The sequence below is a fragment of the Flavivirga algicola genome (assembly GCF_012910715.1).
GTDB lineage: Bacteria > Bacteroidota > Bacteroidia > Flavobacteriales > Flavobacteriaceae > Flavivirga > Flavivirga algicola.
Window position 1 is genome coordinate 236,276 of the sequence record NZ_JABBHF010000003.1, and the last position, 24,619, is coordinate 260,894.

The 24,619-nt window shown below is 34.4% G+C and carries 15 protein-coding genes; 13 read left to right on the forward strand and 2 right to left on the reverse strand.

Features of this window, described 5'->3' with window-relative positions:
* Positions 1 to 43 precede the first annotated feature (43 nt).
* Together HHX25_RS06425 and HHX25_RS06430 are read right to left on the reverse strand one after the other, a co-directional pair.
* Positions 44 to 763, reverse strand: a complete 720-nt coding sequence (locus tag HHX25_RS06425; RefSeq protein ID WP_169671379.1) for a LytR/AlgR family response regulator transcription factor — start codon at positions 761 to 763, stop codon at positions 44 to 46.
* Positions 763 to 1,842 (reverse strand): sensor histidine kinase, encoded by a 1,080-nt coding sequence (locus HHX25_RS06430; RefSeq protein WP_169671380.1) that lies wholly within the window; start codon positions 1,840 to 1,842, stop codon positions 763 to 765. The genes HHX25_RS06425 and HHX25_RS06430 overlap by 1 nt, the downstream gene beginning before the upstream one ends.
* Positions 1,843 to 2,160: 318 nt before the next feature.
* Between HHX25_RS06430 and HHX25_RS06435 the strand changes: the two genes are divergently transcribed.
* The 13 genes from HHX25_RS06435 to HHX25_RS06495 all read left to right on the forward strand — a co-directional run bounded on the left by HHX25_RS06435 (position 2,161) and on the right by HHX25_RS06495 (position 24,545).
* Positions 2,161 to 4,056 carry a sodium:solute symporter family protein gene (locus HHX25_RS06435; RefSeq protein ID WP_169671381.1) on the forward strand — a complete coding sequence of 632 codons (1,896 nt, stop codon included), beginning with the start codon at positions 2,161 to 2,163 and terminating at the stop codon, positions 4,054 to 4,056.
* Positions 4,019 to 4,981 carry a glycoside hydrolase family 130 protein gene (locus HHX25_RS06440; RefSeq protein WP_169671382.1) on the forward strand — a complete coding sequence of 321 codons (963 nt, stop codon included), beginning with the start codon at positions 4,019 to 4,021 and terminating at the stop codon, positions 4,979 to 4,981. The genes HHX25_RS06435 and HHX25_RS06440 overlap by 38 nt, the downstream gene beginning before the upstream one ends.
* A gap of 2 nt (positions 4,982 to 4,983) precedes the next feature.
* Positions 4,984 to 6,066: a carbohydrate-binding family 9-like protein gene (locus HHX25_RS06445; protein WP_169671383.1), complete on the forward strand. Its 1,083-nt coding sequence runs from the start codon at positions 4,984 to 4,986 to the stop codon at positions 6,064 to 6,066.
* 8 nt (positions 6,067 to 6,074) lie between these two features.
* A complete protein-coding gene (locus tag HHX25_RS06450; RefSeq protein ID WP_169671384.1) occupies positions 6,075 to 7,169 on the forward strand; it encodes a putative glycoside hydrolase in 1,095 nt (364 codons plus the stop codon).
* Between the two features lie 8 nt (positions 7,170 to 7,177).
* Positions 7,178 to 9,451, forward strand: a complete 2,274-nt coding sequence (locus HHX25_RS06455) for a GH92 family glycosyl hydrolase (protein WP_169671385.1) — start codon at positions 7,178 to 7,180, stop codon at positions 9,449 to 9,451.
* Between the two features lie 47 nt (positions 9,452 to 9,498).
* The gene (locus HHX25_RS06460) at positions 9,499 to 10,440 is read left to right on the forward strand and encodes a N(4)-(beta-N-acetylglucosaminyl)-L-asparaginase (RefSeq protein WP_169671772.1); all 942 of its coding nucleotides are present in this window, start codon (positions 9,499 to 9,501) and stop codon (positions 10,438 to 10,440) included.
* Positions 10,418 to 12,757 (forward strand): GH92 family glycosyl hydrolase, encoded by a 2,340-nt coding sequence (locus HHX25_RS06465; protein WP_394352857.1) that lies wholly within the window; start codon positions 10,418 to 10,420, stop codon positions 12,755 to 12,757. The genes HHX25_RS06460 and HHX25_RS06465 overlap by 23 nt, the downstream gene beginning before the upstream one ends.
* A gap of 9 nt (positions 12,758 to 12,766) precedes the next feature.
* A complete protein-coding gene (locus HHX25_RS06470; RefSeq protein WP_169671386.1) occupies positions 12,767 to 13,978 on the forward strand; it encodes a PNGase F N-terminal domain-containing protein in 1,212 nt (403 codons plus the stop codon).
* A gap of 58 nt (positions 13,979 to 14,036) precedes the next feature.
* On the forward strand, positions 14,037 to 16,271 hold the full coding sequence (locus HHX25_RS06475) for a GH92 family glycosyl hydrolase (protein ID WP_169671387.1): 2,235 nt from the start codon (positions 14,037 to 14,039) through the stop codon (positions 16,269 to 16,271).
* A 178-nt stretch (positions 16,272 to 16,449) separates the two neighbouring features.
* Entirely contained in the window at positions 16,450 to 19,584 is a 3,135-nt protein-coding gene (locus tag HHX25_RS06480) for a SusC/RagA family TonB-linked outer membrane protein (RefSeq protein ID WP_169671388.1), read from the forward strand.
* 33 nt (positions 19,585 to 19,617) lie between these two features.
* Positions 19,618 to 21,570, forward strand: a complete 1,953-nt coding sequence (locus HHX25_RS06485) for a SusD/RagB family nutrient-binding outer membrane lipoprotein (RefSeq protein WP_169671389.1) — start codon at positions 19,618 to 19,620, stop codon at positions 21,568 to 21,570.
* Between the two features lie 352 nt (positions 21,571 to 21,922).
* Positions 21,923 to 23,860 (forward strand): glucosamine-6-phosphate deaminase, encoded by a 1,938-nt coding sequence (nagB, locus tag HHX25_RS06490; protein WP_169671390.1) that lies wholly within the window; start codon positions 21,923 to 21,925, stop codon positions 23,858 to 23,860.
* 166 nt (positions 23,861 to 24,026) lie between these two features.
* On the forward strand, positions 24,027 to 24,545 hold the full coding sequence (locus HHX25_RS06495; protein WP_169671391.1) for a DUF5004 domain-containing protein: 519 nt from the start codon (positions 24,027 to 24,029) through the stop codon (positions 24,543 to 24,545).
* Positions 24,546 to 24,619 lie beyond the last annotated feature (74 nt).

Here is a 24,619-nt window from a genome sequence, read left to right on the forward strand (position 1 = left end):
ACTTTTAGGTTTCATTAAAAAATCAAGATGAAGTTACTAAAACTTATTCATTCAAGGCATTACTCTTTAAGATAATACTTTTTACTTCGTTTAAATAGCTTCTGCCAATAGTATACCTAATACCTGCTATTTCAACGCTATTGCCTTCAACAGTTTCAACCTTCTCAATTGGAATGGTATACGAACGGTGAATCCTTATAAACCTATCAGAGGGTAATTCATCAGTAAAACTCCCTAAAGTTTGATGTACAATATACCTGTTTGTATGTGTATTTATCTTTATGTAATCTTTTAAGCTTTCTACAGATAAGATTTCATCCAAATAGACTTTAGCCATCTTCTTTTTATCAACTTTAACAAAGATAAAAGCCCTTTCGTTATGTGTAGCAGCAACACCTTTAGTTTGATTATTTGCTTTAAAAGCTTTATTTATGGCCATAATAAACCTGTGAAAAGGGATGGGTTTAACTAAATAATCCAAAACCTCTAATTCGTAACTTTCAACAGCAAATTCTTCATGGGCAGTTGTTATAATTGTAAGCGGTTTATTATCTAAGCTTTTTAAAAGATTCAGACCATCTAATAAAGGCATGTTGATATCTAAAAAGAGTAAATCAACAGTGTTTTTTCTTACGTAATCAATACTTTCTACGGCATTACTAAAAGTATTTAACAATTCTAATCCTTTGGTTTCTTCTATATAACTTTTAATAACGTTAATAGCCAATGGTTCATCGTCCACTATAACACATTTCAAACTCATCACACTTTAATTTTAAGATTCACAATATATTCTTTCCCGTCATTATTGATATCAAGATAATATTCACCTTCATCATAACCTAATTCCAATCTTTTTTTAACATTTCCAATACCAATACCTCCTTGCAACGTTTCAATAGCGTTATAATTTTTTTCAGTTGCAATTGGGTTTGAAACTCTAAAATGGAGGAAATTTTCAATAACATTAAAATCGATATCAATATTTACTTCCCCTACATTTTTATTGGCACCATGTTTAAAAGCATTTTCTATAAAAGCTAATAATAACATCGGAGCAATTTCCTTATCCTCTATTTCTCCAGATATATTCATATTAATTTTTAGTTGATCGCCATACCTTATACGTTCTAAATCCAAATAATTTTGAAGACATATTATTTCCTTGGTTAAGCTCTGTCTTTCTTGTTTTGTATCGTACAAAAGATATCGCATTAATTCTGATAATTTAAGAATGATTTTCGGGGCTTTATCAGATTTCTCAATAGTCAAAGAATAAATATTATTTAAAGTATTAAAGAAAAAATGTGGAGAAACTTGGGTTCTTAGTAATCGTAATTCGGTTTCTAATTGCAATCTTTCCATATCAACCAATCTTTTATGCTCTCTAATCCAATCAAAAGTGACTTTTATTGCCGCAACAAAAGCAACAACATATAGCTCACCCAACATCATTTCAATAGCATAATTTAAAGTTAAGGTTGATGTTACCTCGGGACCTTCTGGCCATACATTATTGCTTACTAAAAAAAATGTTAAGTTGAATTTTAAAATTAGCATGAAAAATAAAGAAGCAATAAGGGCCATGCTATAGATAATGTATTTACGCGTATAAATAAACTTTGGCATTAAGTAGTAAATATTAAAATAGCATAAGGTCATATGAATGGAAAAACCTAGAAGCGTGGTTTTAAAAGCATATTCATAGTCATTAAAATAACTACCCCATCTAAAGGTGGTAAATAAAAAGTAGACCAGCCAAAATATAACATGATGCTTTAATGTGATATTAAAATTATTGCTGTCATTTATATTAATAATATCCTTGATTTTTTGAGACATAGTCCTATTTGGTTTTATGACGTTTAGCTTTCTACGGTTGTTGTTGGTCTAAAAATGTTCGCATAGAAAGTAAAATTATAAATATTTAATATTATTAACAGATACACTAAAAAATTATAGGAAAGGAATGTGTTTTTTAATGTGTATTATAACAAATATAAGTAGAACAAATATAAAAAATTACTCTATTACTTCTTGTTTTTTCTTTTCTCAAGCCATATGATGTTTGCAGTCATTGTATTGTGTTAAGTGTGATTGTTTGTGTTTTTTAATGATGATTGTAGAGTAAACATTTTTAATGTTTTTAAATAAGAATGAATGAATTTAGCAACCATAGACATTGTTATTATTTTAGGCTATATAGTAATAACAGTTTTATTTGGGTTATACGTATCAAAAAAAGCGTCGAAAAATTTAAAATCTTATTTTCTTGGTGGTAATGAAATCCCTTGGTATTACTTAGGATTATCAAATGCTTCAGGGATGTTTGATATTTCTGGCACTATGTGGGCCGTAACCATTATGTTCGTTTATGGCTTAAAAAGTGCTTGGTTACCTTGGTCTTGGCCTGTATGGAATCAAGTATTTATGTTTGTTTTTCTTGCAGCTTGGTTAAGAAGGTCTAATACTATGACAGGTGCCCAATGGATTAGCTATCGTTTTGGTCATGGTATGGGAGCCAGGCTATCGCATATTATAGTTACCATATTTGCCATTATAAGTACCTTAGGGTTCATGGCTTACTTTTTTGAGGGGATAGGGAAGTTTGTTGTCATTTTTTTTCCTTGGGATTTATCATTTAATATGGGAATGTTTCTGGTTTCTTCAGAACAGGCATACGCACTTATAATTATAGGAATCACAACCTTATACACGCTTAAAGGAGGTATGTATAGTGTTGTAGCCACAGAAGTATTGCAATTTGTAATTATGACTATCTCATGCTTTGTTATTGGCTACATAGCATTTAACTCAGTAAGCTACGAGCAAATAGATGCAGCAGTACCAAAAAATTGGAAGGATTTATCTTTTGGAATGAACTTAGATATAGATTGGACGGGATATATCGATAGTGTAAACCAAAAAATAGAAAAAGATGGTTTTTCTTTATTTGGCTTTTTGTTTATGATGATGATTTTTAAGGGTATCTTTGCAAGCCTTGCAGGTCCTGTCCCAAGTTATGATATGCAACGTGTTTTGTCAACAAAAAATGAAGTAGAAGCCTCTAAAATGAGTGCTTTAACTATAGTCGTCCTTTCCGTTCCTAGATATTTAATGATTACGGGGTTTGCAATACTGTGTCTGGTTTACATGGGACCAGAATTGCAGGCTATGGGCTCTGGTTTTGACTTTGAAACGATACTGCCAGAAGCCATACAGCGTTTTGTTCCTATAGGTGTTAAAGGTCTGTTGTTAGCGGGGTTATTGGCAGCGTTTATGGGAACGTTTGCAGCATTTATAAATGCGGCGCCAGCATATATCGTCAACGACATATATAAAAAATATATCAATCCAAATGCTTCCAGTAAAACCTATATTAGATACAGTTACTTGTCATCTTTTTTGCTTGTTGCCCTTGGGGTTATTGGTGGTTTCTTTGCCTCATCAATCAATGCATTAACCATATGGTTGACTTTTGGTTTATATGGAGGCTATGCTGCCGCTAATGTATTAAAATGGGTCTGGTGGCGATTTAATTCATACGGTTATTTTGGAGGTATGTTGGCAGGGCTTATAGCATCTACGATTTTGCCAGAAGTATTTTCGGATGTATCGTCAATCTATTTATTCCCTTATGTATTGGTCGTTTCCTTTATTGGTTGCTTTATTGGTGTTTATTCATTTAAAGCAGATGATAGGGAAGTGCTAAAATATTTTTATAAAACAACAAAGCCCTGGGGTTTTTGGAAACCCATAATAAATGAAATTAAAAAATCCGATCCTGATTTTCTTCCAAACAAATCGTTTAAATCAGATATTTTTAATTGTGTTATAGGAATCATTTGGCAGATGACCTTTGTTTTGGCTCCCATGTATTTAATACTTAAAGAATATAATAGTTTGTATATTGTTATAGGAACTATGGTAACAACCTCGTTTATCTTAAAAAAAACCTGGTATGATAAATTGCATATAAAAAAGACAAATATTAATATATCTAACGTAATAAAAGAGAATGAAACTACCTTGGCAGGAAAGACCACAAAAGTGTAAGGACGTTGTATGGAGGTATACTGAAAACCCAATCGTAGAAAGGGATGCTATACCTACATCGAATAGCATTTTTAATAGTGCTGTAGTGCCTTTTGAAAACGGTTATGCAGGTGTTTTTAGATGTGATAATAAAGCCGTGCAAATGAATATTTTTGCAGGTTTTAGTAAAGATGGAATCCATTGGGATATCAATCATCAACCCATTAATTTTAAAGCTGGGGATATTGACAAGGTTCACGGAGATTATAAATACGACCCAAGAGTTGTTTTTATAGAAGATCGTTACTGGATTACTTGGTGTGAAGGACATAACGGACCTACAATTGGAGTGGGGTACACATTTGATTTTAAAGTTTTTTTTCAGTGTGAAAATGCTTTTCTGCCCTTTAATAGAAATGGCGTATTATTTCCAGAAAAAATTAATGGGAAATATGCCATGATGAGCAGGCCTAGCGATAATGGACATACACCTTTTGGTGATATCTATTTAAGTTATAGCCCAGATATGAAATATTGGGGTGAGCATAGGCATATCATGTCTCCAACACCCTTTAAGGACAGTGCTTGGCAATGTACAAAAATTGGAGCAGGATCTGTTCCTTTTTTAACAGACGAAGGTTGGCTTATGTTTTACCATGGTGTTATTACTACCTGTAGCGGTTTTAGATATGCTATGGGATCGGCTATTTTAGATAAAGAAAACCCAAATATGGTAAAATATAGAACACAACCCTACCTTTTAACCCCTTCAGAATTATATGAACAAGTAGGAGATGTCCCTAATGTTATTTTTCCATGTGCTACATTACAAGATATAAAAGCCGATAAGGTTGCTATCTATTACGGAGCGGCTGATACAGTCGTTGCTTTGGCCTTTGGTTATATAAGTGAGATTTTGGAGTTTACTAAACAAAATACATTATAGCCATGGGACTGTTAAATAGTAAATATACTTGGGTTAAAACAATAAGTGTTCTTTTTGTTTTTGTGATTTTTATACTATTAAATAATAATCTTGAAGCTCAAAACAAAATTCAGAAAAATATTCCTAAAACATATATAGCCAATCATGCAAAAGACATAATAAACATTGATGGCTTAGGTAATGAGTCCTCTTGGCAGAACGCTGAATTTTCAGATCTATTTATTGATATTGAAGGTGTTAAGAAACCAGCCTATTCCACAAAGTTTAAAATGCTTTGGGATGAAAGCAATATCTATTTTTTTGCCGAACTGGAAGATCCGCACATCTGGGCAACCCTTAAAAAAAGGGATACCATTATTTTTCACAATAACGATTTTGAGATTTTTATTGATCCAGATGGCGACTCTCATAACTATTATGAGTTTGAATTTAATGCACTAAATACGCTATGGGATTTATTCCTCACAAAACCATATAGAGAGGGTAATGCCGTTTTAAATGATTGGGAAGCAAAAGGACTAAAATCTGCTGTTTATATAGATGGGACATTGAATAACCCAATCGATACGGATAAAAAATGGAGCATAGAAATAGCCATTCCTTTAAACGTTTTTAAAACATCTTATTTTGAAAACATAGTACTTAAAGATCATTTTTGGCGTATGAATTTTTCCAGGGTTTTTTGGGAGTTTCAAATAGAGAATGGTAAATACCAACGTAAAACTAATGCCGAAGGAAAACTTTTGCATGAAAAGAATTGGGTATGGTCTCCACAAGGCGTTGTGGCAATGCATCAACCAGAAACTTGGGGCTACATATATTTCTCTCCGAGCAAAACGAATAATAAAATCCCGTTCAATATTCCCAACGATGAGCATATAAAATGGTATTTATATAAACTCCACAAGCTTATAAAAAATAAAAATACAGACATGAACCTTATTGAAGCCCCAACTACTATTGTAAATAAGATAATAACCCCCAAATTTCAAACGCACGAATCAGGTTATAACATTTGGGTTAAAAGTCCGTTTTCAGGACAAAAAATATTAATTACCGAAGACGGAAAAATTATGATCAAATAAATATGACTATGAAACTGTTTAAAACCATATTTTTTATTGTTACAGCCTTAATAACTGGATGTACTTCACCAAACAAAAAAGAGGATACCATGTCTAAAGAAGTCGAAAACATACACCCCACTTTTAAATATTGGTCCTGGTACGGAGCTGGTGTAGAAAAAACAGATGAAGACCACAGAATATGGTTTAAGAAATTGGCCCAAAATGGTATTGATGCGGTATTAATAGATACACAGGCAGATGCAAAAAGGCTAGAGAAAGTAGCCCCGTTAGCCTTAGAAGAAGGCTTAGAGGTTCATGCATGGATGTTTACTATGAACCGTCCAGGAGATACTGTTGCATTGAAACACCCAGATTGGTATATGGTAAGCAGAAGTGGGAAATCCTGCTTTGATGATCGCCCCTATGTCGATTATTACCAATGGTTGTCCCCGAGCCACCCAGAAGCACGCCAACATGTATGGAATTTGGTTGAAAGCATCGCTAAAATAGAAGGTATTACCAGTGTTCATTTAGATTATATAAGATATCCAGATGTGTACTTGCCAATTGGGTTATTGCCTAAATACAATTTAGTCCAAAATGAAGAACTTCCTGATTTCGATTTTGATTATTCGGAGGCTGCTGTAGAAAAATTTAAAAAATTATACGGAAAAGATATCAGAAAAGCAGAAGTTCCAGCTATAGATATTGAATGGAAACAATTTAGATTAAATGAAATAAAAGCTGTTGTTGATGGAGCATATGATATAGCCCATAAACACGGGAAAGAACTAACAGCTGCTGTTTTTCCTTATCCAGAAATGGCCGATCACATGGTTCGCCAACGTTGGGACAAATGGAAAGTAGATCATGTTTTGCCCATGATTTACAACAATTTTTATAATGAAGGATTAGATTGGGTGAAGTTTGCTTCCCAACAAGGCATCGAAGATTTAAAAGGAAAAAACACCAAATTACATACAGGCTTATACATACCTGAAATGACAGCCGACGAGGTTACCACTGCCATCGAAACAGTAAAAGAAAGTGGTGCATCAGGTGTAGCCCTTTTTGATATTAAAGAGCATCATTTTGAAGCCATAAAAGCATCAAAAAAATAAATTGAAGTATGAAAACACGATGTGTTTATTTCTTTGTTCTACTTTCCTTATACGCATGTAAGAAAGAAACACAATATGTACCTAACACAAAAATGTTAGTAGATTATGTAAATCCATTTATTGGTACTGATGGCCCAGGAAATACGTATCCAGGAGCCACCGTGCCTTTCGGCATGGTACAGTTAAGTCCAGATATTGGAATTCCAGGCTGGGATAGAATAGCAGGCTATTATTATCAAGACTCAATTATTACGGGTTTTTCGCATACACACCTTACAGGAACAGGGGCAGGAGATTTATATGATATTCTGGTCATGCCAATCAATAGCCGTTCAAATAAAAGAATTGAAGAAAATAATTTCAAACCGTTCTCATCTTTCAATCATAAACAAGAAGAGGCATCACCAGGTTATTATACAGTAGATTTGTTAGATTACGGTATAAAAGCTGAATTAACTGCAACAGCAAGGGTTGGGATACATCGTTATACATTTCCAAAAGATAAAGACACCGAAATACATGTCGATTTAGGATACACTATAAACTGGGACAAGCCAACCGCTATTCACATTGAAAAAGTAAATGATTCTACCATTCAAGGATATCGTATGTCAACAGGGTGGGCTAGGAACCAAAAAGTGTATTTCCAGATGCAGTTTTCTAAACCGTTTTCTTCATATGGCTACTATGAAGAAAAAGCGATTAATGTAAATCCGATTAAAGGAAATACTAGAGTTGTTCTTAAATATGATGTCGAAGCGGGTGATAAAATAGTAGTTAAAACAGGTTTGTCCACCACAAGTTGTAAAGCGGCAGCTCACGCTATAAAAATAGAAGCTATGGGGTTCGATTTTGATGCGCATCGAGACAAAGCCAGATTAACATGGGAAAAAGAACTTCAAAAAATAAAAATTACATCCTCAGACAAAGACAAGAAAAGCGTCTTTTACACAATGCTGTACCAATCGATGTTGGCACCAACATTATTGAGTGATATAGATGGCAGTTATAAAGCTGCTAATGATGAATATGGCTTGTACAAAACGGGTAAAGACAGTCTGGCTAAAGCTAATGGTTTTAATAGATATGATACTTTTTCATTATGGGACACCTTTAGGGCAGCACACCCTTTATATACAATTACACAACCAGAGCGTGTATCAGATATGATAAAATCGCTTTTAGCTCATTATAAAGAAACCGATGAGCTTCCTGTATGGTCTTTACAAGGTAGTGAAACGAATATGATGATTGGTTACCATGCAGTACCCGTTATTGTAGACGCCTATTTTAAGGGCTTCGATTTCGATTCAGAACTAGCATATAAAGCCTGTAAAGAAAGTGCTATGATTCAAGATAGGCAAGTAGATATATACATGGAAAAAGGCTATGTGCCTGTGGATGATCAACACGAAAATTGGTCAGTTTCTAAAACCTTGGAATATGCCTATGATGATTGGTGCATTGCTATGTTTGCAAAAGATTTAGGCAAACATGATGACTATGAATATTTTTTAAAACGTTCTGAAAACTGGGCAAATCTATACAATGAGAAGACAACTTGGATTCAGCCTAAAGACACAAAAGGAACGTTTGTAAAGCCTTTCATTCCCAAACAATACACACCTTATTTTTGTGAAAGTAATGCATGGCAATATTATTGGTTTGTACCTCATAATATCGATGCGTTAATTGATAAAACAGGAGGAAAAGAACGTTTTGAACAAAAACTGGATTCTATGTTCAGTTATTATCCTGGGCCAGAAGATAAACTGCCTCTTTTTAGTACAGGTATGATAGGGCAATATGCCCATGGGAACGAACCGAGTCATCATGTCGCATACCTATATAATTATTTAAACAACCCTTCCAAAACACAAAAATTAATACGCCAAATTTTAGAGAATCAATATAAAAACAAACCCAATGGACATTGTGGTAATGAAGATTGTGGGCAAATGTCTTCATGGTATATATTTAGCTCATTGGGATTTTATCCAGTAAATCCAGCCCAGGGTATTTATCATATTGGCATCCCATTATTTGAAGAAGCAATAATTCAAGTACCAAATGGAAAAACGTTTAAAGTAATAGCATCAAATTTTTCTAAAGAAAACAACTATGTAAAGCAGGTTTTTTTAAACGGAAAACCACTCCAAAGAATTTACATAGCCCATAAAGAAATTGTTAACGGTGGTGTTTTGGAATTTGTTATGACCAACACTGCCAATAATAACGATTTTAAGAAACTAGAAACACCTAACCCCAATAAAGTGTATTAGTAATGAAGAAAATAGTAGCAAGTCTTGGTTTAGTGGTATTAACAGTAATGCTTTTAATTGGTGTTAAATACCAAAATAAAGCGGCAGATTTAAATAAGCAGTCAATCATTAAACCTGTTGTAATTTCTACTTGGAATCATGGTGTCTTAGCCAATGATGCCGCTTGGAAAATTTTGATTAATAATGGAGATGCTCTGGACGCCGTAGAGCAAGGTGTAAGAACGGCCGAAGCCAATCCAGATGTTCAAACAGTTGGATTGGGAGGTTTTCCGGACAGAGAGGGGCATGTTACTTTAGATGCTTGTATCATGGACCACCATAACAATTGTGGTTCGGTAGCATTTTTACAACATATAAAACACCCTATTTCTGTAGCAAGAAAAGTTATGGAAGAAACCCCGCATGTGATGTTGGTAGGAGAAGGTGCTTTAAAATTTGCATTAGAACAAGGGTTTCAAAAGGAAAATTTACTAACTGAAAAATCAAAGCAAGCCTATGAGGTATGGTTGGAAAAATCAGATTACAAACCCATTATAAATATTGAAAATCACGATACTATAAGCATGCTGGCTTTAGATGAAAATGGGAATCTTTCAGGCGCCTGTACAACAAGTGGGGCCTCATGGAAAATGCATGGACGTGTTGGGGATTCTCCTATTATTGGGGCAGGGTTATTTTTAGACAATGAGGTTGGTGCCGCTGCAGCTACGGGAATGGGAGAAGCCATGATGAAGACCGCAGGGAGTGCTATGGTGGTTGAATTAATGCGCCATGGAAGATCGCCTTATGAAGCTTGCAAGGAAGTTGTAGAACGCATTTATAAGATTTATAAAAATGAACCCGACTTAGAATGGTTGCAAGTGGGTTTTATAGCATTAAATAAACAAGGCGAATACGGATCCTATTGTCTGCGTCCTGGTTTCAATTATGCCGTTCAAACCAATACAATTAAAAATAAACTGATCAATGCAGATTTTAAGATACAATAAAAGCAAACGAATAAAAAGAAGTGTAAGGCTTGCCATGGCTTGTCTTTTAATGTTTTCATGTAGTGATGTTAAAAAACAAAAGGAAGTATTTACAAAAGTCGATTTAATAGACTATGTGAATCCGCTTATGGGAACGGATTCGGACTTTAGTCTTTCTAATGGAAATACATATCCTGCAATTGCTAGACCCTGGGGAATGAATTTTTGGACACCAATGACCTCTAAAATGGGTGATGGCTGGACTTATAAATACCGTGATAAAAAAATAAGAGGCATAAAACAGACCCACCAACCGAGTCCCTGGATTAATGATTATGCTGCATTTTCACTCATGGCTATTACAGGTGATTTGAAATTTCAAGAAGACGAACGAGCATCTTATTTTTCACATAAAGCCGAAACGGTAAGACCAGATTATTATAGTGTGTATTTGGCAGACTACGATGTGGTTGCTGAGGTAACTCCAACTGAACGTGCTGCCCAATTCCGATTTACATTTCCAGAAACCGATAACGCTTATATCATGTTAGATGCCTTTTTTAAAGGTTCTATGGTTAAAATTATCCCAGAAGAGCGAAAAATTATTGGGTATTGTAGAAATAATAGTGGTGGCGTTCCAGATAATTTTCATAATTATTTTGTAGCAGAGTTTGATAAGGATTTTGAGTTAAACCATACCTGGGGAGACCATTGGAGGCTTATAGAGGACTCAACCGAAAATAAAGGTGAACATGTAGGGGCTATTATTGGTTTTAAAACCAAACGTGGTGAACAAATTCATGTAAAAGTAGCGTCTTCTTTTATTAGCCAAGAGCAAGCACAACTAAATCTTGAGAGAGAAATAGGGAGCAAAACTTTTAATCAAGTAAAGACAGAAGCAGCTAAAGCATGGGAAAATGAGCTGGGTAGAATTGAAGCCTATTCTTTGAATGAAACGCAATTAAAAACATTTTACTCTTGTCTGTATCGAGTGCTTTTGTTTCCAAGAAAATTCTATGAATTTGATACTAATAATAACGTTGTGCATTACAGTCCCTATAATGGAAACATATTACCAGGTTATATGTTTACAGATAATGGTTTTTGGGATACATTTCGAGCCGTATTTCCATTTTTTAATATGATGTATCCCGAATTAAATGGTCAAATTATGGAAGGTTTGGTAAACACTTATAAAGAATCGGGGTGGTTACCTGAATGGGCAAGTCCCGGACATAGAGATTGTATGATTGGATCAAATTCTGCACCTATAATTGCAGATGCCCATTTGTCAGGAATAGAAGGGTTTGATAAAGAATTATTATTGGAAGCTATTATAAAAAATGCCACTGTGGCCAATGGTCGTCCGGTAAATAGTGTTGGTCGTGCAGGTATCGATTATTATAATGAGTTGGGCTATGTGCCGTATGATGTTGGTATTAACGAAAATGCGGCGAGAACTTTAGAATATGCTTACGCAGATTTTACAATTGCACAAATGGCAAAGTCACTTGGGAAGGAGGATGTGGCCGAAAAATATTATAAAAAATCATTGAATTATAAACATCTTTTTGACCCTTCGAACAATTTAATGCGCGGAAAAAATAAAGATGGAAGTTTTCAATCGCCATTTAATCCTTTAAAGTGGGGCGATGCATTTACAGAAGGCAATAGTTTACACTATACATGGAGTGTTTTTCATGATGTGCAAGGGTTGATTGATTTAATGGGAGGCGACGAAAAATTTGTAAATGCTTTAGACAATGTTTTTAATATGCCTCCAGATTTTGATGCTTCGTATTACGGATTTACAATTCATGAAATCCGTGAAATGCAGATTGTAAATATGGGCAATTATGCACATGGGAATCAGCCCATACAGCATATGGTGTATTTGTATAATTATGCCAAACAACCCTGGAAAACACAAACGAAGGTTCGTGATATTATGAATAAATTGTATTTGCCAACTCCCGATGGATATTGTGGAGATGAAGATAACGGACAAACATCTGCCTGGTATGTTTTTAGTGCCTTAGGGTTTTATCCTGTAGCACCAGCAACCAATCAATACATTATAGGAAGCCCACTTTTTGATGTGGTAAAATTGCACTTGCAAAACGGAAATACATTTACAATTTCTGCCAATAATAATCAAAAGAACCATCATTTTATTCAAAACGCAAATTTGAATGGTAAAGGTTTTAACCAAACCTGGATTGATACACAAACCATTCAAAATGGTGGAAATTTAAAATTTAATATGGGAGACCAACCAAATATGAGCTGGGGCATTTCAACAGAGGTTGCCCCTTATTCACTGAGTAATAAAAAATAAGAAATATTTATGAACCTACCTTTTTATATAAAATATACGTGTTGCCTTATTGTTTTTTTGTTTTGGACCCAAGCTAATAGTCAGCATAATGATAAATCATTAAAAATAGAAGTTTTTAAAAATCGTCTTATAAATTTTGGAGGAGAGACAGGGGATACCACAACTGTAAAGAGGCTTCAAAACGGACGTATTGTATTTAAAAAAGTAACAGTACCGATTTATAAAAAAGGGACAGATGTTTCCATTAAAGTGAAACTAAGATCTAATGGCGATAAATGGGATAAATCGGGCTCCTGTTTTGTAGTGACTGATAGAGGGCAAATAGATATTATCGATGTTGCTTTAGGAAAAGAAAAATTTCCTGAAAATTCGAATGTCCTTGAAGATTTTCAAGGCGTTTTAAAAACAAAGAATTATACGCCTGCCATAGAATTAATGCGATTCATGACGCCTTTTGGAGTAGGGTACTATAGTGATGAAGAGAAACATCCAAGAATTAAATATAACAGACCTGTTTATGTGCCGAAATGGGAAGAGGAAGTGGTATGGGAAAGTGATATTTCAGAACTAGAATCTTTAGTGACAGGTGAATTTTATATTGGTGTTTGGATCGATACCTGGACACCTGAAGGTTATGTTGTAGATGTTTCTTTACAATACTCTGGAAGGCAAAGACACAAGCTAAAAGTGATGCCATTAATGAATACAGTTTATTATGTTGATGGACAAAAAATACCAGACTTATTCTCTCAGTCAACCTTAGATCTGGATTTTTTTGTACCCAAAAATTTAAAAAACGTTCAATTATATTATACGACAACAGGTCACGGAGGTCATAGTGGTGGCGATGAATTCATTAAATTAAGAAATGAAGTGTTTTTTGATTCAAAATTGGTTATTAATAAAATCCCTTGGCGAGATGATTGTGCTTCCTTTAGAAGGTTTAACCCGTCTTCTGGGGTCTGGACAAAAAAAGATTCAGCTTATGCCTATAATAAAAACTTTAAAAGAGAGTTTAAAGAAATAGAAGAAAGATTAGCTTCGTCTGATATATCCAGATCTAATTGGTGCCCAGGTTCTATGGTAGCTCCATATAAAACTAATTTGAAAGACATAAAAAAAGGCAAGCATAAACTCCAGGTAAAAATTCCAGGAACTGCCAATAAAAAAGAACAATATAATCATTGGTTGGTGTCTGCATATATCACTTACCAAGATTAGTAAAATAAGCAAATTGAGGTATCTTCGATTCTGAGTAAAATACTTGAAAAGTAATCAAATGAAAAATAAACTAGTTCTACTATTTTTTATGACCGTCTCGGTTGTTTTGTCTCAAAGCAAACCCATAGATTATGTAAACCCATTTATTGGCACGTCTAACTTCGGAACAACAAACCCTGGACCTATTGCTGTTCGGGGCATGGTAAGTGTATCACCTTTTAATGTTGCTGGGACTCAAAATCTTCCTTTGGAAAAAGACAGTCGATGGTTATCAACGCCGTATATATATGAGAACACATTTTTAACGGGATTTAGTCATGTAAATTTAAGTGGTGTAGGTTGTCCGGAACTTGGTGTTATTCTCGCTATGCCAACTATTGGAAACTTGGAAACCGATCATTTAAAATATGGCTCAACGTATTCAGAAGAAAAAGCAGCTGTAGGCTATTACACCAATAAAATTGATAAATACAATATAAAAGTAGAAGCAACTGCAACGACTAGGACTGGAATTAGTAAATATCATTTTCCTGCTGGGAAAGCTAATATTCTTTTAAATTTAGGACTAGGACTTACAAATGAAGAAGGTGCCATGGTGAAAGTGGTTTCGCCTACCGAAATTGAAGGGGTACGCTCGGTAGGTTCTTTTTGTTATTACAAACCTGAAGAAGCGTATCCCGTATATTTTGTAGCTCGTTTTTCAAAACCAGCCGATGAATTTGGTGTTTGGAAAAAACCTAGGAAATATACTGGCACTGAAGCAGAATGGTTTTTAAAAAATGGAGAAAGCAGAATTAAAAGAGGCTATACAAAAGAAATTGTAGGCGATAGCATAGGCGCCTATATGCAATATAATTTCGAAAAACCTACGGAAATAGAAATGCAGATTGGGGTTTCCTATGTGAGTATTGAAAACGCACGAGAAAATTTAGAAAAAGAAACTTCAGGTAAGACATTTAATCAAATTTTGGCAGCTTCAAAAAAAGAGTGGAATAACAATTTATCAAGAATAAAAGTTGAAGGAGGAACCAAAGATGACAAAACTATTTTCTATACGGCGTTGTATCATACATTAATCCATCCAAATACTTTAAATGATTTTAATGGAGAATATCCTAAAATGAAAACAAGAGAAACATTGCATACCATAGGAACGCGGTACACAACATTTTCTTTTTGGGATACCTATAGAAACTTGCACCAGTTAATGAGTTTGGTTTATCCAGAACAACAATCCGATATGGTAAAGAGTATGTTGCAAGTTTATGATGAGTCTGGCTGGTTGCCAAAATGGGAGCTTAATGCGACAGAAACCACAACAATGGTAGGAGACCCTGCTGGCATCATTATAGCAGATACATATCTTAAGGGGATTCAAGATTTCGATATAGAAAAAGCATATAGAGCGATGCTTAAAAGTGCAAATCAGTTAGAAAGCAATCCACTTAGGCCAGGCATTAAAGATTACCTGAACAAAGGGTATTTAACCACAAAAACGACTCATAGCGGATCTGTATCAACCACTCAGGAATACAATGTTTCCGATTTTGCCATAGCTCAATTAGCTAAAGCCCTGGGAAAGAAAGAAGATTACAAGGCATTCTTTAAACGTGCTACTTCTTATCGAAGTTTATTTGATAAAAAAATCAATTTATTGCGGCCAAAAAATGACGATGGGAGTTGGCTAACACCTTATGATCCAGAATACGGAGCTAATTTTCAAAAAAATCTGGGGTTTATAGAAGGTAATGCCTGGCAATATACTTTTATGGTAACACATGATATAAAAAAGCTCATCAATTTAATGGGAGGTGAAAAACCTTTTGTAGCTCAATTAGAACAAGTTTTTAACAACAACTTGTTCGATATGGCTAATGAGCCCGATATAGCCTATCCATATTTATTTAATTATGTAAAAGGAGAAGAATGGCGTACTCAAGAAAAAGTGAGTCAATTGTTAAACAAATATTTTAAAAATACTCCTGATGGCTTGCCAGGGAATGATGATACAGGAACTATGTCTGCATGGGCTGTGTTTTCTATGATGGGTATTTATCCTGTATCTCCAGCAGAACCCATGTATGCCATCGCTATACCAGTTTTTGATAAGGTTACAATTCTGTTAAATAAAAAATATTATACTAACGATAAAGTAGAAATTTATCGCGTACAAGAAAACAGTAAAAGTCACATTATTAATTCCATTTACATTGATGGAGAAAAGCTCTCTAAATACTTTATTAATCATCGCAAATTAAGCAATACATCGGTTGTAAAAATAAAACTACAATAGAGTGATAACTTAGAATTGATAATCTTTATTTAATAATGTCTTTTAGCCTTTCAGCACCGTCATTGGTCGAAAAACTTTCAAAAAACTTAACATTATAATAAAATTTACCTAAAACCTTTTGCCCCAAAAAAAGGCGAAAAACTAAGCAAATAAATTAATTTAAAAACTCAATTAACACATGTCTAAAAAACTACTATTTTTTTTAATATGGGTGTTTTTATTGTCAAGCAGTACAATAATTGCGCAAAATAAAACAGTTACTGGAACCGTTACAGATCAGTACGGTGCATCCCTCCCAGGGACTAATGTTATTCTAAAAGATACCCCTGTTGGTACCTCATCAGATTTTGACGGAAAATATTCTATTGATTTACAAAGTGATGGTATCTTGGTATTCTCTATGGTAGGTTTCAAAACACAGGAGATTTCAACATCAGGAAAAAAAACAATCAATGTCACATTAATTGAAGATATTTCTGAGTTAAAAGAGGTTGTTGTAACAGCTTTGGGTATAAAAAGAGAAGCCAAATCTGTAGGATATGCAACTCAAACCATATCTGGAAGCGATCTGGTAGCAGCTAGAGAACCAAACGTAACTAACAGTTTAACAGGTAAAGTTGCTGGTGTACAAATTTTGCGAAGTAGTAACGGGCCTGCTGGATCATCGAAAATTGTATTGAGAGGTAACAATTCACTAACAGGAGATAACCAGCCATTAATTGTTGTTGATGGGGTTCCAATGGACAACTTTACAGGAGCTGCCAATAATGACTTTTTTAATCCTTCTCCCGATTTAGGAAATGGTTTGGGGGATTTAAATGCTGAAGATATTGAGAATATCTCGGTTCTAAAAGGAGCGGCTGCAGCTGCATTATATGGTACTAGAGCAGGTAACGGAGCCATATTAATAACTACAAAAACAGGTAAAGGACAAAAAGGTCTTGGAATTACATATTCTGCAACGACATCTTTTGAGACCATTTTTATGTCTCCAGACTTACAGAGCAGTTTTGGTCAGGGATCTGATGGTTTATATGACAACCAGAGTGGGTCTAGTTGGGGACCAAAAATAGAAGGCCAAATTGTTGAACGCCCTAATGGATTAAGTGATGCTCCTTTGCTGGCACACGATAACTTAGATAGTTTTTTTAGAACAGGTACATCTCAAGAGCATAGTTTGTCATTTCAACAACAAGTAAATGAAAAAACATCTATATATTCATCTATTAAACACTCAGATATTGAGAGTATGATACCAGAAGTATCACTTGAAAAATTAAATGTAACAACACGTAGTATCTCTAAGTTTGGAAAAGATGAAAATTGGCAAACAGATGTTAAGTTTCAGTACTTAAACATTATAGCAAATAATAGACCTGTTGGTGGAGATAGAACCAATAATTCTAACTTGTTTGCAACTATGTATTTATTGCCACGCTCTTTAAACATAAATGATTATAGAATAAATGAAGATGAGTTTGGTAATATGATTTGGTACAGAGAAGATGGGCTTGGAGGTGCTGTAAATCCGTTTTTTGCTGTAAATAATCAATCAAGTTTTGATAAAAGGAACCGTTTTTTATTTAATGGTGCTATTAAAAACCAGATTAATAACTGGTTAAGTGCCGAGGTAAAAGCTGGTGTAGATTTATATTCAACTAATAATGAATCGAGAATATATTCCGGAGGACCTCAAAAACCTACAGGAGCTTTTAGCTTAGGAAAAATTAACTTTGTTGAAAGAAACTTTAGTGCACTTATTACAGCCTCCAAAAAAGATGTTTTTGGAAAATTAGGAGGAACTGTAAACTTAGGAGGTAATTTGATGCACAGAGAAAATAGTTTCATAAACTCCCAAGCCGAAGATTTAGTTGTTCCAGATCTATTCTCTATAAATAATGCTGTTAACAGACCAAATATAAACGAGGGTATTGGAAGAAAAAAAATAAACTCCCTTTTTGGTACTTTCCAAATAAGTTACGATGATGTTGTATTTTTAGACTTTACAGGTAGAAATGACTGGTCTTCAGCTTTAAGTAAAGATAACAGATCGTTTTTCTATCCATCGGTAAGTTCCTCGGTTGTTTTATCCGAGTTATTTGGTTTGAATGATGAGAATTCAAAGGTGTCATATCTAAAATTAAGAGGTTCTTATGCTGAGGTGGGTAATGATTTAGATGAATTTAGACTTGTAAATACTTTTAGAGTTGGTCTTGATCCTAATGGCGATTTAACAAGTACTACTGGAGAAACATTACTTAATCCCGATATTAAAAGTGAGTTGATAAAATCTTGGGAAGTTGGTTTCGATGCACGTGTGCTTAACAATAGAGTAGGCATTAATTTAACTTATTATAAAAGTAATGCCACTAACCAATTAATTAATATTCCTTTAGATCCATTGAGTGGTTTTAAAAACCAGATAATCAATGCAGGAGATATTGAAAATAAAGGTTTAGAGATATTGGCAAATGTAAGAGCTGTAGAAGCTAAAGATTTCACTTGGGATTTTACGCTAAACTATTCCAAAAATGAAAATACCGTAAAAACATTGTCGGGAGACGTAACCCAATTTAGATTGGGAGGTTTTGATAATGTTGAAATTTTGGCAGTAGCAGGAGCACCTTATGGTGAAATATACGGAACAGCATTTGCTAGGGTTGAAGATGAACAAAGCCCAGATTTTGGAAAAATAATTGTTGATGCTGAAGGTATCCCAACTGCATTGAATGATGGAGAATCTGTAAGGTTAGGAAACCAACAACCAGATGCATTATTAGGTTTTTCTAATACATTTACGTACAAGAACTTTTCTTTTAGTTTCCTAATAGATGCACGTATAGGAGGTGAAATCTTCTCTGCTTCCAACGTAGCTTTGCAAGTAGCGGGAACAGCAGCCAATACAGTGGTAAATGGAGAACGTCCTGATATAACATTTGATGGAGTTGTTGCCGATGGTAGTGGCGGATTTACACAGAACACCGTTGCTGTAAATCCTGAGGTATTTTACCAAACAATTAATGGTAGAACTGGAAACTTGGGTATTTCAGAGAATAATATTTACGACGCTACAAATGTAAGGCTTAGAAGTGCACAATTAAACTATTCTTTTTCGGATAGACTACTAAATAAAACGCCTTTCAACAAAGCCAAAATTGGGGTTTCAGCCAATAATATTTGGATGATTTCTAGTAAACTTAATGGCATTGATCCAGAATCTGTTTATGCTACAGGAACTAACGCAGTTGGTTTTGAGAATTTATCGTCTCCAACATCGCGTACCGTATTCTTTAACATACTGTTAGGGTTTTAAAAATGATATACATTTATAATAAAAAATGAAAAAATGAAAAAATTAAAGATAAAATCAGAAAGATTTTTTAGTCTACTTCTTATAAGCTTCATTGTATTCTCATGCTCAGATTTTGAGGAAATTAATACAGACCCTAAAGCTGCAGGTGTAGAGCAAATTCAAGTAGAATACTTTATCAATGCGTCAATGAATGGCGCACAGTTAAATCCGCATTTGGCAGAACGTGCTTTTGAGTTGTACTGGGGTTCGGCTGGAAGAATGAGCAAAAGTTCGGGTTTAATGACTGGAAATGATAATGACGGCTGGAGCACAGATTATTTTAATGCATCCGCAAAGTGGCAAACAGATATTAATACAGCTATTTCGGTTGCAGAACAAAAAATAGAAAGTGGTCAGATTAAAGAATATACTAACAACCTTTTGCAAGTAGCGCGTATTTGGAGAGTGTATTTAATGAGTGAAATGACAGATACTTTTGGACCAACAACTATTGATGGTTTTAAAGGTGTAAACCCAAGTTTTAGTAGTGTTAAAGATGTATATTATTTTCTTCTAGCAGAATTAAAAGATGCCACCGAAGCTTTGGATGAGTCTATTGATGCGTCTACAATATCAAGTTTCGATCCTTCAACTTATGGATACAATTTCACTAAATGGAAAAAGTATGGAAATTCGCTAAGAATGCGTTTGGCAATGCGATTATCAGAGGTAGATGAAGTTAAAGCTAGGCAAGAATTCGAAGAAGCTGTAAGTAGTGAAATAATAGCGTCTAACGAAGATAATTTTAAAGTTTTTGAAGGGCCAGGATGGAATGATCTTTCAGGAGTTATGTCAAGACCTTGGTGGTATCACCCAATTACTACAACACTAAATAATTTAATGATAGGTTTAGGGGGCATTACTACAGAGGAACAGTTTGCTGATAAGCCAGATTATCATACTGCTTCTTTTGAAATTAACGATTCTATAAAAGATGAAAACTATTTAGGGATTAAATATACCGATCATTTACCTACTAAAACAAATGCACCAGCAAGTGAGTATTGGTTAGATGGTTTAGTTAATAAAATTGACCCAAGAGCATATAAGGCTTATACCATACCCAATGACCCTGCAGATGGAGATAGAATTTTCTTAAGAACGTTAACTGGAAATCCACTTCAATTCCATGAGTTATTAAAAACAGATGGCTCAGGTGATGTATTGGAAACATTGGATGCAACAGTTACGTGGAATTCTTTCCCTGATGGCGATTGGGGTGTCAAAGGAAATTTTAACTCTAGGCTCGTATGGCATCCAGGAGCATTACCGTGTTTGGATAAAAAATTTAGAATTACAGATGGTAGTGAAGCTCGAATATTCTTTGCTGCATGGGAAAGTCATTTTTTAATTGCTGAAGCAGCAGTAAGAGGTTGGAATGTGCCTATGTCTGCAAAGGCTGCTTACGAAGAAGGAGTTGCTCAAAATTTTGATTATTGGGGAGCAACTCAATATTTAGCAACTTATTTAGCGTCCGAAGATTATAATAGAGTAGGGACATCGGTTAGTTGGGACCATACTACGGAACCACCAGCATCGTATACTATGAATTTTGTAGATGGATATGATGGTACTCCAGGAACTGTAGATATAGAATATCCTAGTAACACGATATATGAAGGAGGAGCTGTTAAAAATGATTTACTAACAAAGATTATTACGCAAAAATACATTGCTCAAACACCATGGTTACCTTTAGAGGCTTGGAGTGATCATAGAAGGTTAGGCTTACCGTTTTTTGAAAATCCAGTAGCCGAAGAATCTCTACCTAACATTCCAGATTTAAACGATGGTAATTTAAATACCAACCGCCCTCAGTTTTACCCTCAACGAATAAGGTATTACAGTGGTTTCTCGGCAAATAATCCCTCAAATTATGCCGATGCTGTAAATCTTTTAGAAGGACCTGATGAAATTTTGACTTCACTTTGGTGGGCAAAAAAATAAAAAAAAGCTTGTAATGCTATTATTTAAAGAAGGTGAATACAGTTTTTCTGTATTTGCCTTTTTTTATAGTTTTCTTGGAGGCTTATTTTGATTGACTTAAACTAGAAGTCTGTCTCTTAAAACCTATAGCTATCCACATTTGTTATTAGTCGAAATTGTTCAATTGTTTTCACCATAATTTCATTTATTTATGCTCTCATAGTTAGTTTAGTTTGTTGTTAGTCATAAGGAGAATTAGGTAGTTTCATAATTCTCCTTTTTCTATTTGTGTAAAAATGTTGTTTGTCGAAATACTTATCGGGTTAAATATTACTCTTTTAATTTTATAATTCATTCAAACAGTTAAATAGTTATGACAGCAGAAGTATATTTTCAAAACTTAAAAGACATAAGTTATAGAGAAGCAGGAATATTTGAGAACACGCGCTTTGAAAAAATTCACAATATCGTTTTTAAAGAATCAAATGAAGCTTCAAAAATCGTTGCCAGGGAAATAGCAGATTTAATCGAGCATAAACAATCTAAAAAGGAAAACTGCATATTAGGGCTAGCTACTGGATCTTCACCTATTCGAGTTTATGAGGAGTTGGTACGATTACATAAAGAAGAAGGTCTGAGCTTTAAAAACGTTATTACTTTTAATTTGGATGAATACTATCCCATGGAAAAGGAAAACGAACAGAGTTATCATTACTTCATGCATGATCATTTATTTAATCATATAGACATTTTGCCAGAAAACATTTATATCCCTAGAGGGGATTTAAAACCTGATGAAATTTTAGATTTTTGTATTGATTATGAGAAAAAGATAAAAAATCATGGAGGACTGGACTTTCAATTATTGGGCATTGGTAGAACTGGCCATATTGGATTCAATGAACCTGGTTCTCATAACAATTCTCGTACACGCTTAATAACACTGGACTATTTGACAAGAACAGATGCTGCATCCGATTTTTTGGGATTAGAAAAAGTTCCTAAACGAGCTATTACTATGGGGATTGGAACCGTTAAAGAAGCTAAAAGAATTGTGTTATTAGCGTGGGGAGATAATAAAGCCTCTATAATTCAGGAAACTATAGAAGGAACTGTTTCATCTCAAGTCCCGGCGACTTACCTCCAAAATCATAAAAACACAACATTTATATTGGATGAAGGTGCGGCATCCATGCTTACACAATATCATACCCCATGGTTGGTTGGTCATTGTGAATGGACAGAAAGTTTAATAAGAAGAGCTACTGTTTGGTTGTGTCATTTAACTTCAAAATCTATTTTAAAGCTAACAGATAAAGACTATAACGACCATGGCATGGAAAGTCTTTTGGCCCAAGAAGGAAGTGCATACGATTTGAACATTAAAATGTTTAACATCCTTCAACATACTATTACGGGGTGGCCAGGCGGCAAACCTCATTCAGATGATACTAGTAGACCCGAAAGAGCAACTCCTGAAAAAAAGCGTATAATTATTTTTAGTCCACACCCAGATGATGATGTTATTTCTATGGGAGGGACTTTTGATAGGTTAGTAGCTCAAGGACATGACGTGCATGTTGCTTTTCAAACATCAGGAAATATAGCAGTATCCAATCATGAGGCCTTAAAGTTTGCAGAAGTAGGTTTAGAAATGAATCCGGAAAATACCGTTTTTAAAAAAATTATAGAGCAGGTTAGGGCAAAGTCAGAAGAAGAATTTAACACGCCCGAATTATTAAAAGTAAAAGGCTTTATTCGTCAGAAAGAATCATTGGGTGCCACAAGATACATTGGGATAGACGATACAAATGTTCACTTTTTGAATTTACCTTTTTACGAGACCGGAAGTGTTAAAAAAAATGCTCTTGGGAAAGAAGATATAAACATTGTAGAAGCTTTGATTAGTTTGATTAAACCCCATCAAATATATGCAGCTGGTGATCTTACTGATCCTCATGGAACCCATAAAGTGGCTTTAGATAGTATTTTTATGGCTATTGAAAATATTAAAAACCAACCCTTTATGGAAGACTGTTGGGTTTGGCTTTATAGAGGCGCATGGCATGAATGGGGAATTCATGAAATAGACATGGCTATTCCTATGAGTCCAGATCAGGTTTTAAGAAAAAGAAAAGCGATATTCTTTCATCAATCTCAAAAAGATGGTGTCATGTTCCAAGGGGATGATTCACGTGAGTTTTGGGTTAGGGCTGAAGAACGGAATAAAGAAACTGCCTTGAAATATAGACAATTAGGTATGGCGGATTATGAAGCTATGGAAGCCTTTAAGAGGTATGTTTTTATGTGATCTTTTTGTAGAATAAAATAATTAAGGCTGCGTTTTAATTAATAATGCCTAATCTTTTGATGTGTTAACGCGTACCTTTTGTAAAGCGTGAATAAAAAAAATGAGATTTCACGCAACTATTCTAAGATTTTGCATCTATATATATTGAACCTTAAATTTATTAAATATGAAAAAAAGGAATGCCCTAATGATCAGCTTGGCAGTCGTTGCGCTTATGATTGTTGGTTGTAACAATGATGATTCGAATTGTATCCCAGATTTAACGGGAGAACTGAGCAGTGAAGAAACTTCATTTTCGCATACATGGGTTTTGGCAGAAATCGTTTCAGATAAGGAAATTGATTTAACCGATGATAACGATGATAACCCCAGCACCGATTTGTTTAGTCAATACTCAGCATGTGAAAGAGATGCTGTTTATGAGTTTAAAAATGACAGAAACTATGCTTTCAAGCAAGGACAATTACCATCAGGTTGTAATAATAAACAAACATCGGTGGGTACCTGGAAATTAGAAGGGAATACTTTGACCTTAGTAAGTTTTTGTAATATGCGAATCATCGATATAGAAATTAATACAGAGAAGACGTCATTTTTTATTGAAGATAATTTCAACTTTACTGATGCAAAAGGAACTGTTGTTAACAGTAATGTTAAATTTACTTATAATAAAGTGACTAATTAGTTCTCATAAAAACATTTCGCTAAGAGAATTTCCTATTTCTGGGAATTTTTGTTTTAATATTTCAACCTTAAAAT